General features: G+C 68.9%; 15 protein-coding genes. 7 read left to right on the forward strand and 8 right to left on the reverse strand.

Annotated elements, in window-relative coordinates:
- The 3 genes from J7E97_RS27790 to J7E97_RS27800 all read right to left on the reverse strand — a co-directional run.
- Positions 1-548, reverse strand: a 548-nt coding sequence (locus J7E97_RS27790) for an acyl-CoA dehydrogenase family protein (RefSeq protein ID WP_215032750.1), incomplete at its 3' end; no start/stop codon positions are given.
- Between the two features lie 7 nt (positions 549-555).
- Positions 556-1,710 carry an acyl-CoA dehydrogenase gene (locus J7E97_RS27795; RefSeq protein WP_215032753.1) on the reverse strand — a complete coding sequence of 385 codons (1,155 nt, stop codon included), beginning with the start codon at positions 1,708-1,710 and terminating at the stop codon, positions 556-558.
- Between the two features lie 5 nt (positions 1,711-1,715).
- The gene (locus J7E97_RS27800) at positions 1,716-2,933 is read right to left on the reverse strand and encodes an amidohydrolase family protein (RefSeq protein ID WP_215032756.1); all 1,218 of its coding nucleotides are present in this window, start codon (positions 2,931-2,933) and stop codon (positions 1,716-1,718) included.
- Positions 2,934-3,223: 290 nt separating this feature from the next.
- Between J7E97_RS27800 and J7E97_RS27805 the strand changes: the two genes are divergently transcribed.
- A complete protein-coding gene (locus J7E97_RS27805; protein ID WP_215032759.1) occupies positions 3,224-4,774 on the forward strand; it encodes a class I adenylate-forming enzyme family protein in 1,551 nt (516 codons plus the stop codon).
- 51 nt (positions 4,775-4,825) lie between these two features.
- Here the strand turns inward: J7E97_RS27805 and J7E97_RS27810 are convergent, their stop codons facing one another.
- A complete protein-coding gene (locus J7E97_RS27810; protein WP_215032762.1) occupies positions 4,826-5,296 on the reverse strand; it encodes a hypothetical protein in 471 nt (156 codons plus the stop codon).
- A 52-nt stretch (positions 5,297-5,348) separates the two neighbouring features.
- Positions 5,349-5,600 (reverse strand): hypothetical protein, encoded by a 252-nt coding sequence (locus tag J7E97_RS27815; RefSeq protein ID WP_215032764.1) that lies wholly within the window; start codon positions 5,598-5,600, stop codon positions 5,349-5,351.
- A 507-nt stretch (positions 5,601-6,107) separates the two neighbouring features.
- On the opposite strand from J7E97_RS27815, the gene J7E97_RS27820 reads away from it, so the two are divergent.
- On the forward strand, positions 6,108-6,863 hold the full coding sequence (locus J7E97_RS27820; RefSeq protein ID WP_215032767.1) for a DUF6879 family protein: 756 nt from the start codon (positions 6,108-6,110) through the stop codon (positions 6,861-6,863).
- Positions 6,864-6,878: 15 nt separating this feature from the next.
- Positions 6,879-7,724 carry a helix-turn-helix transcriptional regulator gene (locus J7E97_RS27825; protein WP_215032769.1) on the forward strand — a complete coding sequence of 282 codons (846 nt, stop codon included), beginning with the start codon at positions 6,879-6,881 and terminating at the stop codon, positions 7,722-7,724.
- Between the two features lie 408 nt (positions 7,725-8,132).
- On the opposite strand, the gene J7E97_RS27830 is transcribed toward J7E97_RS27825, so the two are convergent.
- Positions 8,133-8,408, reverse strand: coding sequence for a hypothetical protein (locus tag J7E97_RS27830; protein ID WP_215032772.1), 276 nt, complete (start codon positions 8,406-8,408; stop codon positions 8,133-8,135).
- Positions 8,409-8,623: 215 nt separating this feature from the next.
- Between J7E97_RS27830 and J7E97_RS27835 the strand changes: the two genes are divergently transcribed.
- On the forward strand, positions 8,624-9,049 hold the full coding sequence (locus tag J7E97_RS27835) for a hypothetical protein (protein WP_215032775.1): 426 nt from the start codon (positions 8,624-8,626) through the stop codon (positions 9,047-9,049).
- 181 nt (positions 9,050-9,230) lie between these two features.
- On the forward strand, positions 9,231-9,449 hold the full coding sequence (locus tag J7E97_RS27840) for a hypothetical protein (RefSeq protein ID WP_215032778.1): 219 nt from the start codon (positions 9,231-9,233) through the stop codon (positions 9,447-9,449).
- Between the two features lie 162 nt (positions 9,450-9,611).
- Here the strand turns inward: J7E97_RS27840 and J7E97_RS27845 are convergent, their stop codons facing one another.
- Positions 9,612-10,091 (reverse strand): hypothetical protein, encoded by a 480-nt coding sequence (locus J7E97_RS27845; RefSeq protein ID WP_215032782.1) that lies wholly within the window; start codon positions 10,089-10,091, stop codon positions 9,612-9,614.
- A gap of 145 nt (positions 10,092-10,236) precedes the next feature.
- Here J7E97_RS27845 and J7E97_RS27850 point away from each other — a divergent pair, with 145 nt between their 5' ends.
- Positions 10,237-11,580 carry a hypothetical protein gene (locus J7E97_RS27850; RefSeq protein ID WP_215032785.1) on the forward strand — a complete coding sequence of 448 codons (1,344 nt, stop codon included), beginning with the start codon at positions 10,237-10,239 and terminating at the stop codon, positions 11,578-11,580.
- A 173-nt stretch (positions 11,581-11,753) separates the two neighbouring features.
- Positions 11,754-12,677: a helix-turn-helix domain-containing protein gene (locus tag J7E97_RS27855; protein ID WP_215032788.1), complete on the forward strand. Its 924-nt coding sequence runs from the start codon at positions 11,754-11,756 to the stop codon at positions 12,675-12,677.
- A gap of 70 nt (positions 12,678-12,747) precedes the next feature.
- Here the strand turns inward: J7E97_RS27855 and J7E97_RS27860 are convergent.
- Positions 12,748-13,169 (reverse strand): MerR family transcriptional regulator (locus J7E97_RS27860; protein WP_215032791.1); only part of this gene is annotated, 422 nt, incomplete at its 5' end.

Genomic DNA, 13,169 nt, shown 5'->3' on the forward strand with positions numbered 1-13,169 from the left:
GCCGCGGCGGACGCGGCCGCCGCGGCCGGCCCGCCCGGCCCACCCGACCCGCCCGACCCACCCGACCCGTCCCGATCCCGTACGGAGCCCCGTACGCCGACCCGCGACAGCGGCGTCAGCGGATCCACCGACCGCACCGCCTCCCCGGCGGGCACGGCCGCCGCGCCGAGCACCGCGTCGGACTCCCCGAGGTGGGTCACCAGCGGCCCGCCGAGGTCGAGGGCCGTCACCACCACCGTGCCCTGCGCCGCCCCCGGCACAGAGCCGGCGGCCAGGTGGGTGGCGACCAGCGGACCGGGGAGCAGCGCCCGCCCGGCCTCCTCGAAGACGAGGACCGCCTCCGGCATGCCGAGCCCGACCCCGCCCTCCTCCTCGGGGAGCCGCAGCGCGAAGAACCCGGCCTCGCCGAGCTCCCGCCACAGCGCCCGGTCCACGCACACCCCACCGTCGACCGCCGCGCGCAGCGCCTCGCGCCCGTACCGGCCGGCCAAGAGGTCCCGTACGCCTGCCCGCAGGTCCCGCTGGTCCTGCGTCGGCTGGAAGTCCACGGAACGCTCACCTGCCCTTCGGAAGGCCGAGGATCCGCTCGGCGACGATGTTCTGCTGGATCTGGGAGGTGCCCGCCGCGATCGTGTACGAGAGGGACGAGAGCCGGTCCAGGGTCCACTCCTCGTCCAGCGAGAGCGCCTCGGCCCCGAGCACCTCGGCGGCGGTGTCGTACAGCTCCTGGCGGGCGTGGGAGTACGCCAGTTTGAAGACGCTGCCGCCGATGCCCGGGACGCCGCCCGAGCGCTCGGACTCGCTGACGTTCCACTGGGTGAGCCGCCACAGCGCGCCGAACTCCCCGTACAGCCGCCCGAGGCGGCGGCGCAGGACCGGGTCGTCCCAGCGGCCGTTCGCCTTCGCGGTGCGCGCGAGCTCGCCCAGGGTCCGCCGGCAGGCGACGACCTCGCCCACGAAGGCGGTGCCGCGCTCGAAGGAGAGCGTCACCATCGTGACCCGCCAGCCGTCGTTCTCCTCCCCGACCCGGTCGGCGACCGGGACCCGTACCCCGTCGAGGAACATCTCCGCGAACTCCGTGGACCCCGCCAGGGTCCGCAACGGCCGGACCGTCACCCCCGGAGCGTCCATGGGCATGGCCAGCCAGGTGATCCCGCGGTGCTTGGGCGCGGTCGCGTCCGTGCGCACCAGGAGCTCGCACCAGTCGGCCACCTCCGCGTGCGAGGTCCAGATCTTCGACCCGGTGATCACGTACTCGTCGCCCTCACGGACGGCGCGGGTGCGCAGCGAGGCCAGGTCGGAGCCGGCGTCCGGCTCGCTGAACCCCTGGCACCACACCTCGTCCCCGCGCAGCACGGGCGGCAGCCAGCGCGCCCGCTGCTCCGCGGTGCCCTCGGCGGCGATGGTCGGGCCGGCGTGCAGCAGCCCGACGAAGTTCGCGCCGACGTACGGGGCGCCCGCGCGCTCGGCCTCCTCCAGGTAGATCAGGTGCTGCGTGGGGGTGGCCCCGCCGCCGCCCGCGTCGACCGGCCAGTGCAGTCCGGCGTACCCGGCGTCGTACAGCCTGCGCTGCCAGCCCGCGTCGTAGGCGCGGCGGCCCGGCCAGTCGTCGGGCGAGGGCTTGGCCGGGAGCTCGGGGAGCACTTTGGCGAGCCAGGCGCGCAGCCGGGCCCGGAACTCCTGTTCCTCCTCGGTGTAGGTGAGGTCCACCGCGCCTACCGCCCCGTCCGCCGGTCCTCGCGGTCCCTGTCGAGGTCGAGGCCCAGCATCCGGATGGCGTTGCCGCGCATCAGCTTGTAGACGGTCTCCTCGTCCAGTCCCTTGACGTGGTCGAGGGCGACCTCCTTGGTGTGCGGGAAGGTCGAGTCCACGTGCGGGTAGTCGGTCTCGAAGGTGGCGTTGTCGCGCCCGACGACGTCGAGCGAGGCGATGCCGTGCTTGTCGCGGAAGAAGCAACAGAACATCTGCCGGTAGTAGTACGTGGACGGCGGCTCGGGGATCAGGTCCTTGACCCCGCCCCAGGCGCGGTGCTCCTGCCACACGTCGTCGGCGCGCTCCAGGGCGTACGGGATCCAGCCCATCTGGCCCTCGCTGTACGCCAGTTTCAGCGTCGGGAACTTGACCAGGACCCCGCTGAAGAGGAAGTCCATCATCGAGGCCATGGCGTTGTTGAAGCTGAGCGAGGCCTGCACGGCGGGCGGCGCGTCGGGGGACGCGGCGGGCATCTGGGAGCTGGACCCGATGTGCATGTTGACGACGGTGCCGGTCTCCTGGCAGACGGCGAAGAAGGGGTCCCAGTACCCGGAGTGGATGGACGGCAGTCCCAGGTGGGTCGGGATCTCGGAGAAGGTCACGGCCCGCACCCCGCGCGCGGCGTTGCGCCGGATCTCGGCGACGGCCAGGCCGATGTCCCAGAGCGGGATGATGCAGAGCGGGATCAGCCGGCCCCCGCTGTCGCCGCACCACTCCTCGACCATCCAGTCGTTGTAGGCGCGCACACAGGCCAGGGCGACCTCCTTGTCGTGGGCTTCGGCGAAGGTCTGCCCGCAGAAGCGCGGGAAGGTCGGGAAGCACAGGGAGGCCTCGACGTGGTTGAGGTCCATGTCGAGGAGCCGCGCCTTGGGGTCCCAGCAGCCGCGGCGCATCTCTTCGCGGGTGATGCCCTCCAGGGTCATCTCGTCCCGGTCGAAGCCGACGGCGGCGATGTTGCGCTTGTACGGGAACTTCAGGTCCTCGTAGATCCACCAGTCGGTGGGCGGGCCGTCCGGGTCCATGGTGATCACGTACTTGCCGCCGGTGTAGGCGAGTTCGCCGATGCCGGCGGTGAGGGCCTTGGGGCCGCGGTCGCGGTACTTGGCCGGGAGCCAGACGTCGAAGAGGTGGGCGGGCTCGATGACGTGGTCGTCGACGCTGATGATCCGAGGCAGTTCCATGGTGTCCCCTCGCCGCATGCCGAATGGTTCCGTTGGTCGCGCTGATTGCGGTGCGTGCATCCGATGCGAACCCGATGCGCATCGGATGCCAATCCGATCCGAGACTGACCCGAGCCTGATCCGAGTCTGATCCGAGCCTGACGTGAATCCGACGTGAATCTGATGGTGCGTCAGAAGCCTGGAACCAAGCTAGCTCCGCCACCCCTGGACCGACAAGCGTCCGCGCCCTACGCTCTGCGCTTGATCTGACTATCCGTCAGGTGTCTTCGGCCAGGGGAGGTCGGTCCGGGATGACGGACAACACCGCAGTCGAGCTCAGCCGGTCCCGGACCCTGTGGGACCTCATCGCCCGCCGGGCCGCCCTGACCCCCGCCGCCCCCGTCCTCATCGAGGCCGCCGAGGACCCGGCCGACGACCGCCGGCTCACCTTCGGCGAACTGCGGGGCCGCTCGGAGCGGGTCGCGGCCGGCCTGTACGACATGGGCGTGCGCCCCGGGACGGTCGTCGCCTGGCAGCTCCCCACCCGCATCGAGACCGTCCTGCTCTCGGTCGCCCTCGCCCGCCTCGGCGCCGTCCAGACCCCCGTCATCCCCTTCTACCGGGACCGCGAGGTCGGCTTCGCCCTGCGCGAGTCCAAGGCGGAGTTCTTCGCCGTCCCCGGCGTCTGGCGCGGCTTCGACCACACCGCCATGGCCGAACGCCTCGGCGCCCGCGGCGTCTTCGAGGCCTACGGCTCCCTCCCGGACGGGGACCCGGCGGTCCTGCCCCCGCCCCCGGCCGACGGCACGTCCGTCCGCTGGATCTACTGGACCTCGGGCACCACCTCGGACCCCAAGGGCGTCCTGCACACGGACCGCTCCCTCATCGCGGGCGGCTCCTGCCTGGCCCACGCCCTGCACCTCTCACCGGACGACGTCGGCTCGATGGCCTTCCCCTTCGCCCACATCGCCGGGCCCGACTACACGGTGATGCTGCTCCTCTACGGGTTTCCCGCGGTCCTCTTCGAGAAGTTCGCGATGCCCGACGCCCTCGCCGGATACCGCCGCCACGGAGTCACGGTGGCCGGCGGCTCGACCGCCTTCTACTCGATGTTCCTCACCGAGCAGCGCAAGGACCCGGGGGTGAAGCTCATCCCGACCCTCCGCCTCCTGGCGGGCGGCGGCGCCCCGAAGCCCCCGGAGATCTACCACGCGGTCGTCCGCGAGCTCGGCTGCCAGCTCACCCACGGCTACGGCATGACCGAGGTCCCGATGATCACGATGGGCGCCCCGGACGACACGGCGGAGAACCTCGCCACCACCGAGGGCCGCCCCCCGCAGGGCATGTCGATCCGCATCACGACCCCGGAAGGGACGGACCTCCCCCCGCACACCGACGGGGAGGTCCGGCTGCGCGGCGAGGCCGTCTGCCAGGGCTACCTCAACCACGACGACGACCCGGGGGCCTTCGACGCGGACGGTTACCTGATCACCGGCGACCTCGGCCACCTCACGAAGGACGGCTACCTGGTCCTGACCGGCCGCAGCAAGGACGTCATCATCCGCAAGGGCGAGAACATCTCGGCGAAGGAGATCGAGGACCTCCTCCACCAACTCCCCGCGGTGGCCGACGTCGCGGTCATCGGCCTCCCCGACCCGGAACGCGGCGAACGCGTCTGCGCGGTCGTCGAACAGCCTCCAGGAGCCGCCCGTTTGACCCTGACCGACCTAACGGCACACCTCCGCACACAGGGCCTCTCCACCCACAAGCTCCCGGAACAACTGGAGCTGGTCGAGGCCCTCCCCCGCAACGACGCCCTGCGCAAGGTCCTCAAGTACAAACTCCGCGAGCGCTACGCGTAGTTGACATCACGGGACGCACCCGGCCGGACACGGTCCGGCCGGGGCCGCGGATCAGGAACCTACGAGCCGTCGCGGCTCATCCAGCCATGCGTACTGGCCGTCCCCGTCGACTGTGATGCCGAAGCGGGTGATGTGCGGGCGTCCCTGGAGCTCGTACCAGGTGTAGGCCGCCGTCACCTCCGCCCACAGATCGCGTGGTCCCCAGGAACGCACCGCGCCCTCCTCCCACCAGTCCCCATAGCGGATGACGGTGGCCGACGTGCCCGCCTCGTCGACGAACTGGACCCTCAGGGAATCGCCCTCCCCACGGTGGGAGTAGGAGACGTCCGGGACCTGGAGGCCGATGGCGAAGTCCTGGAGATGGCCGAGCCCCAGAACCTGCCCCGGGTCGATCGGTGACCTCCGGCTGGTCGACACGTCCGGCACCTTGAGGTCGACGGTCGGCCGCTCGGAACGAATCCACATGTACGAGGACTCACCGACGAACCGGCCCTGCGCCGCCCTCGTGCCCGTGCTGTCCACGCGGAGCCGCAAAAGCCCGGCATTGCTGTACGCCGTCCCGAACGGGTCAGCATCACTCCGCCCGGTGGGTGGACGGCTGAGACGGCCGGCTCCCGTCCGGACTGGAGGGCTGCGCCGGAGGCGTCCACGGCTTGTCCTGCGGAGGGCCGGCGTGCTTACCGTCCATGACGGTCTCCCATCGTCGGGTGAATGGTGCGGGATTCCCGCCCCGGTCGGGGGAGCCCTTGAGGGCATCGGCGATCCTCACCACCGCGTCGGCCCGGAGCTTCCCGAGGTCCACGTACGCCCTGCCGCTGCTGGTCACCACGGGCCTCCCCGCACCCCACACGGACTCGGGAAGCCCAAGCCCGGCCAAGGCCTCCCGGATCGCCGCCGTGGCCTCCGTCGCCCTCGCGCGGGCATCCCGCCAGACGTCCATCTCCATCAGTCGGCCATCGCACCGTGTGGGTGCTGCCGGATCTCGACATTGCAGTCCGTCGCGCCGCTCCCGTCCCGGAGCCTGCGGTACTCCGTACGCTGCTCTGCCAGCGCGGCACACACGTCACATCCTGGGAAGGGCATGGCATCCGGCCTCGGGAAGGGATCGGACTGAGGTACCTGCTCCCACAACTTCTTGCTGGTGACGGCCACGTCGCACCATCCGTTCCCTCGCCGTCGATCACTTCGATGGACGAAACCGTAGGGAAAGGCAGTTGTGCCGCAATGAGACTATTCCCGATTATTCTCACGCTCCCCTCAGCTATGCCTCGACTTTCCCGGAACACAGCAGCCACCCTTGCGGCAGGCCCTTCCGTACGAGAGGTGGTTCCGAATGACGGCACGTAGGTTGCGTTTCAACGGCACGGGCAGCGGCGGCACAGGGTGCCCTTCCATCCATGAAGACCTGGACAGCCGCGAGGTAATCGTTCACGGGCCACCGCTGACGGACCCGCAGGACATCGCTCAGCTTCACCACCTGTCCGAAGGGGAGGTGGCAGTGATCGTCCCAAGGGAGCTACTGGTGGATTACGCACCGAAGGACACGACCCGGGCTGCGAGGATCACCGACCTGGACGAGTTCGGCGATCTCTTCCGGACGTTCAAGCACACGGCCTGGCGGCTGGAGACTCGCGCCCGGTACGCCAGCGACGAGAAGACCGCCACTTACCGCCAGTTCCTCGAATCGGGTGCCGCCCGATGGGATCCGGCGGACCCGTACTGCGAGCTGATCCGTACGCAGACCGCACAGGGCAAGCGTGTCGAGCGGGTGCGCATCGTGGACAACCCTCCCACTACAGGGCAGCTGTATCTCTTCGACAACGCCAAGCGGAACAGCGAGCTCGGCGAAGACATCAGGAACCTGTGGCGCACGGACGCCGACACACTGCAACTACCCTCCGAGGATTATTGGTTGTTCGACTCCCGGATCGTTGCGGTCCTGAACTTCGACCGAGATGATCAGCTTGTGGACGTCGAGCTGATCACAGAGCCGGCCGAGGTCGTCCAGAGGTCTCTCGTACGCGATGCGGCGTGGCACCATGCCGTTCCGTACGAGACGTTCGCGGCGGGTCTCTCCGCGGGCACGTAGGCAGAGCGGGTACCGGTGACGGATTTCCAGAAGGCACGCGAGGTCTTGGGGCTACGCCTACGAGAGCTGCGCGAGTCCAGTCCCGAGGGCCGCATCACCGGTACCGCCCTGGCCGAACGCCTCGGCTGGGGGCAGAGCAAGATCTCGAAGCTGGAGAACGGGCGCCAGACGGCAACACCCGACGACCTTCGGCAGTGGGCCGAGGCGACGGGCCGGCCCGAGGCGTACGCCGAACTGCACGGCCGTCTCAAGAGCCTGGAGTCCCAGATCCGTTCCTGGCGTCGGCAGTTGGCCGCCGGGCACCGTCCCGTGCAGGAAACGTGGAACGCCCTCGTCGCGGACACCCGAGTCATGCATGTGTGGGAAAACAATGCCGTCAACGGCATGCTGCAAACCGCCGACTACGCCCGCCACATCTTCCAGCACTACGAGACGCTCCAGAACTCCCCTCGCGACACCGACGACGCCGTACGGGTCCGCATGCAGCGGCAAAGCTGGCTCTACCAGCCGGGCAATCGCCTGAACCTGTTGATGTGGGAAGGCGCCCTGCGTGCCCAGCTCTGCCCGCCGACTGTCATGGCCGCACAGCTCGACCGCCTGCTCGGGGCTATTGGTATGGACACCCTGAACTTGGGGGTGGTCCCGTTCGGCGCCTCGCTGCGACTTCCCCCGGGCAACCCTTTCTGGATCTTCGACAGCCGCTTGGCGATCACAGACGACTGGGACGCGGAACGCTGGCTGGACGACAGCCACGCGGTCGCCACCTACCAACGGGTCTGGGCCACACTGAACAGGTCAGCCGTCTTCGGGGCCGAGGCCCAACAGGTAATCGCCCAGGTTCGACACCGCCTGCAAGCATGAGCACGCCCAGCTTCACCGAGCTGCTTGGACGCTGCGAGCGATGCGCAGTCCACCGGCGGTACGGGACTCGTACGCGTTCACTGACGATTCCCGGTTTGGAAGCGCGGTGCGTCGTCGTCACCGGCGACCTCGGCCACCTCACGCCCGACGGCTACCTGGTCCTGACGGGCCGCAGCAAGGACGTCATCATCCGCAAAGCCGAGAACGTCTCGGCGTTTGACATCCTCCGCCCCGTGAACGGGGCGGAATCCCTTCTCAGACCGCGTGCAGCTAGGAGGGTGGTTGACGCTTCACAGACAGGGCATCCCCGAGGTCTCCACGTCCTGACACCGCCGGCCCGGCGGCGCGATCGATATTGCGTCCCGACGCAGTCGTTGGGCTTCGCCCTTGGTGAGCCACGGGCCGTGGTCACGGAAAGAGCCGTCGGACAGGGCAAGGGGCCGGATGATGCTCAATGGTGAGCATCGAAGGCGCGACAGGCCGATGATGCCGTGATGTTGCTTCAGTGGTGGGAAGTGCCTCGCGCTTGAAGGCCCGTTTCAAGTCGTCCGTCGAAACGGCAGGCGAACCGCCGTCTTTCTCCTCTCCGGAAAGATCCGCTGGTGGCAGCCACTTTTCTGGCGAGCGGGAAGGCTCTTCCAGATCTGGATGTCTGACCGAAAAATGTCCTGTGATCTGAGTCATGACGGTAGATCTTTGGGCGTGATCAGACTGGTGCGTTACGTTCATGAGGAACACAATCGGGTTGACCTGACCAGTCAATTGGGAGTGCTCACAAAGCCATTCGCACGGGGGGCGGAGCCAGGCGCGGTTCGGGGCCGAGAGTGTCCAAGCCGACGGCTCCACGAACAGGCACCTGGTTTCCGCACCCCTTTGTGCATTACACAAAGGAAGAATACGTGAACCGCAACACGGTACGCATCGGGGGCGTCGCAGTACTCGCGGCACTCGCTCTCGGTCTCGGCGGAACTGCCGCGCAGGCGAGCACGACTGCCCCTGCCGCTCCTGCCATCACGGCAACGACGGCGGAGCAGCGGCAGGCAATCCAGTCGCTGGCCACCGGCCTGCTGAACTCCCCCATCGAGTACAGCGCGGCCGAACGCGCCGAGCTGCAGTCGATAGCCAACGGCGAGGCGGCCGCCGCCGGCAAGTTCGACGGACTGGTCAAGCTACTCAAGAAGGTGCCGGGCTTCGCCAAGGCCGTCGGCGGGAAGTTCTCCGACTTCAAGGCCTGGTACGACGGCCTGGCCTGGTATTGGAAGGCTCCGCTGCAGGCCGCAAACGTGGGGGCCAACCTCTACGGCATCTGGCAGATGTTCCAGTGACGACCAAGCTGATCTCTGAGTGAACGGAGGGGCGTGCTGCAGCCACGGTTGCAGCACGCCCCCTTCGGCCTTGTCCACAGCGAACCCGACAGGACACACGTTGACCCCCTCCCCACCGTTGTCGAGTGCCGCCAAGGGAGAGCAGAAGCCAGGATGGTTCCTGCCCGCGGCACTGTTTGCAGTGCTGACCACTGTGTTGCGACTTGCCGATGTCTGGTCCTGGTGGGCCATCCTTTGGTCCCCCATATTCGTGCTCGCCGTCGGCTCCGCGGCGTACGAATGGCGGCTGACGGTCCGCAGCCGGTGGGCTCTGGGCCCCATGGAGTGGGTACTGGTGGTCGTCGCACACCTTGCCCTGGCTTCCTCGCTGGCGCTGATCCTCGGGCTCCCGCCCCGATGACGGCCGCAAGCCCCGTTCAGGCAAGTCACGCGGTCATCCCACATTGGGTGAATGGTGCAGGCGGCCCGCCCCGGCCGGGCGGTGGTCAGCGGATGCCGAGCACGATCGAGCCGAGGACACCGAGCGAGATCAGTGCGTAGGCGATCTGCCGCACGTGCTCCCTCACCGGCCGGCCTGACTCGGCGCGATCGGCGGCATGCCCGTACGGCCCACGAAAGCCCTTGACGCGGGCTGAGCAGCCCGGTGATCCCTTAGCGCCGTCAACAGGTTGCGGGCGATCAGGGCCAACATGCGCGCGTACCCAAGGTTGCTGGTGGCGTCGTAGCGAGTGTCCAGCTCTGGGTCTGCGGAGTCGACGTCCTCCCAGTCACGCAATGCGCCGAGCGCGCGCGGGGAGCGCTCCGCGAGCGCGATTTCACCGAGGCCGACGGCGAGGCACTTGCAGTGTGTGGCCAGGCGCAAGGTCAGCTCGGCAAGCCGCATGGTCTCCGGCTCGGTAGTGAGCACCTCGACGATGTCCGTCTCGGCGGCCTCCTCGACGCCCGCCTCTATCGCCACGGCCATCTGAAGGAGCGCCTCGCCGAGGCTGCCGCATACGCCACCCGTAGCCGCGTACTCATGCCGTTCACCGTCGTCGGTCATCGACCGCTCCCTACCATCGTCAGCGGGCGGACAACTCCCGCTCGATCACCACTGGGTATGAAGAGGTAACCCCACGGCCCCTGTCCGCGAGTACCGTTGAACGGTCGGAGAAGTATGCAAGCCATGCACCGGTCGGGAGCTGCACATGGCGCAACACTCACGCACAGCCAACACCGGCCTTCCCGTACTGCTTGAACAGGCCAGATGGTCGCGACAGCAGTTCGCCTCGATCATCAACCGTCTCGGCGCGGAGGCAGGACTCGGACTCAAGTACGGTCAGCCCGCCGTATCTCAATGGATCGTCGGCCATCAGCCCCGCGCACAGGTCAGGGCGCTGATCGTCGAAGCCTTCGAGCGGAAGCTCGGCCGACCGGTCACCTACGCCGAAGCCGGTCTCACGGCCCCGTCCGGCGGGGAGGAGGCGGACACGGTCCGGGACCTCGTAGACCTCGGGAGGGCCGACATGGATCCATCCCGCCGCCGCGTCATCGCGGCCGGCGTCTTCTCCGCAGCGCTCGCCATCCCCCTCTTCCCCGAGCTCGCGCGAGCCGAGAGCCCCGACCCGATAGGGCCGGGGAAGGCTACGACGCGAGTCGGCCAGGGGCAGGTGGATGCCGTGAGGTCGATGACGGACCGGATCGCCGACATCCTCGACGAGCTCGGCGCAGGTCATGCCCGCCCGATGGCCGCCGCGTTTCTCGTCAACACGGTGGGTCCGTGGTTGAAGGCGGAGGCCTCGGCCCCCGTACGGCGCAGCATGCTCGCCGCAGCCTCGGACCTCGTCTACCTCACCGGGTGGATGGCCATGTACGAACGTCAGCACCGCCTCGGCCAGGACTACTACGTGAGCGCCCTCAAGCTGGCCGGCGAAGCGGAGGACCACGTCACCTACTGCCGGACACTGCGCGGGATGAGTCTCCAGGCCTCCAACCTCGGCTACGGCCGACGGGCGCTGGAGCTCGCCGACTCGGCCGCCGAAGCCGCCTCCGTGGCCGGACCAAGACTGGTGGCGTTCCTACGCGGCCAACAGGCGCATGGGGCAGCCATGGTCGGGGACAAACGGCAGGCCTTCGCCCGACTCCGGGAGGCCGAGGACGCACTCGGACAGGCAGACGACCGGCGCGAATCGATCGGGGGCTACGACCGGACCGCCTACCTCTTCCACGTCGCGCACGTCCTCAACGAGACGAAGGACCTCCCGGGCTCGGTCCGAACCCTCAAGGAGTCGATCCGGGTGCAGTCGGCGCACGAGAGGCAGGGGCGTCTCCACGCATACGGTCTGCTGGCCCAGCGGCAGCTCACGATCGGGCATGTGGAGGCCGCCTGCGAGTCGTGGGGCCGGTTCCTCGACGAGTACGAGGGCCTGTCCTCGGCCAGGGGGGACGAACACTTCGAGGAGATGACGCTCCGCCTCAAACCGCATGCGACCATCCGAGCGGTGCGCGAGCTCAACAACCGCGCGCGAACCATCGGGACGCTCAAGGGGTAGGTCCTCAAGTTCGAACTCCGGGAGCGCTACTCATAGTTCACATCGCTGGCCACGGCTGGTATATGCCGCAAAGGGTGCGCTAGCGTCCCGGCTCAACACGAACTGAACACAGTCAGGTGGCCCCGGCGGTGCGACAACACCCCGGGGCCCGACACCGAAGAAAGCAGTCTTCAGTGCGGATCCACATTAGCCCGCGCAAGCGTGCCTTCACCGTCCTCGGCAACGAAGTCCTCCGGGACCGTCGCCTCAGCTTCACCGCCCGAGGCATCCTCGGATACCTCCTCTCCCTTCCCGACGGCTCCCGCGAGGACGTCCGTACCCTTGCCGACAAGCACCCCGGAGTCGGCCGGCGCGGAGTCGCCAAAGCGGTCGACGAACTGGTCAAGTACGGCTACTACCTGCGGCGGACCTTGCGCGACCCGGAGACCGGACACGTCCGCACGGAGACGTTCGTCTACGACGTCCCGCACACGGACGACCGCCCCGAACCCCCGCAGCCCGACCCGGACCCCGCTCAGGCCACTGACCCGGGAACCGGTGAGGTGGACGACGGAGAGACGGGAGCGTCCCCCCTGGGGACAACGACTTCGGTAGAAGAACCCTCCCTCCCCGAGCCCGTCAAGCTGACGGAGGCCACCGGCCGAGGGGCCGCACTGCTCGCGCGCATCGCCGCGTACGAACCTCGCCTCGCCCTCAGCGCCACCGAGACCCTCGCCCTCGCCCCGCTCGCCGAACAGTGGCTCGCTCACGGGGTGTCCGATCTGGAAGCCCGCTCGCTGCTCACCGACGGCCTGCCGCGCGTCGTCTACTCGGCCCGCGCCCTGCTCGCCGACCGCCTCGACCGCAAACTCCCCGCGCCACGGGTCCGCAAGGACCCCGCCGCGCCCGCCGCGCCACCCGCCGAATGCGGCATCTGCCACGACCCGCTGCCCAACCTGGAGGCGCCTTGCCGTAGTTGCGCGGCCGCTCGTACGGGACCTCGTACGGGCCCTCGTACGGCCCCGCTCTCCCCCACCGAGGTCGCCTCCCTGGCCGACATCGCCCGCCGCGCCCTGCGCGGCATGCCGGCTCTCGCGACCTGCACCGTGTCTCTTTGAAGGGGCGCCCAGTCGGCCCGAGCCGTCCGATCACGCGACGCCGCCGGGATGCACCGGCGCAAGTGGACGATCACGCGCCCTCTGGCGGATGCCACTCCTGGTGAGTGCCGGCCTCGACGGCATCCGGGTGGGACGGGTTCCAGAGCCGGTCGGCTTCGCCGCGCGCGAGATGATCCTCGTAGATCCTCACCTTTTGGCGTATTACATCCAAGGTCTCGCGCAGCTCTTGGACCTGCGCCTCCACGTGGGTTTCGTGCCGGCGCAGCAACTCCAGCCGCTCGTGTTCGTTGCCCGGGCCCTGTCGGGCCAGCTCGATGTAGTGCCGGGTGGTCGCCAGTGACATGCCGGAGGAGCGCAGTTTCGTGCAGATCGCCAGCCACTCCAGATCTTCCTCGTGATAGATCCGACGGCCGTTGGACAGGCGGCGCACCGGGTTGGCGAACAGGCCCTCCCGCTCGTAGGAGGTCAGCAAGGCGCTCACCGACGCCATGC

The sequence above is a fragment of the Streptomyces sp. ISL-66 genome (genome assembly GCF_018614135.1).
GTDB lineage: Bacteria > Actinomycetota > Actinomycetes > Streptomycetales > Streptomycetaceae > Streptomyces.

Bases quoted from the DNA above. Each gene is read 5' to 3' on its own strand.
- J7E97_RS27830 (WP_215032772.1), bottom strand. From the start codon at position 8,408: ATGACTCAGATCACAGGACATTTTTCGGTCAGACATCCAGATCTGGAA.
- J7E97_RS27845 (WP_215032782.1), bottom strand. From the start codon at position 10,091: ATGACCGACGACGGTGAACGGCATGAGTACGCGGCTACGGGTGGCGTA.
- J7E97_RS27805 (WP_215032759.1), top strand. From the start codon at position 3,224: ATGACGGACAACACCGCAGTCGAGCTCAGCCGGTCCCGGACCCTGTGG.
- J7E97_RS27850 (WP_215032785.1), top strand. From the start codon at position 10,237: ATGGCGCAACACTCACGCACAGCCAACACCGGCCTTCCCGTACTGCTT.
- J7E97_RS27800 (WP_215032756.1), bottom strand. From the start codon at position 2,933: ATGGAACTGCCTCGGATCATCAGCGTCGACGACCACGTCATCGAGCCC.
- J7E97_RS27820 (WP_215032767.1), top strand. From the start codon at position 6,108: ATGACGGCACGTAGGTTGCGTTTCAACGGCACGGGCAGCGGCGGCACA.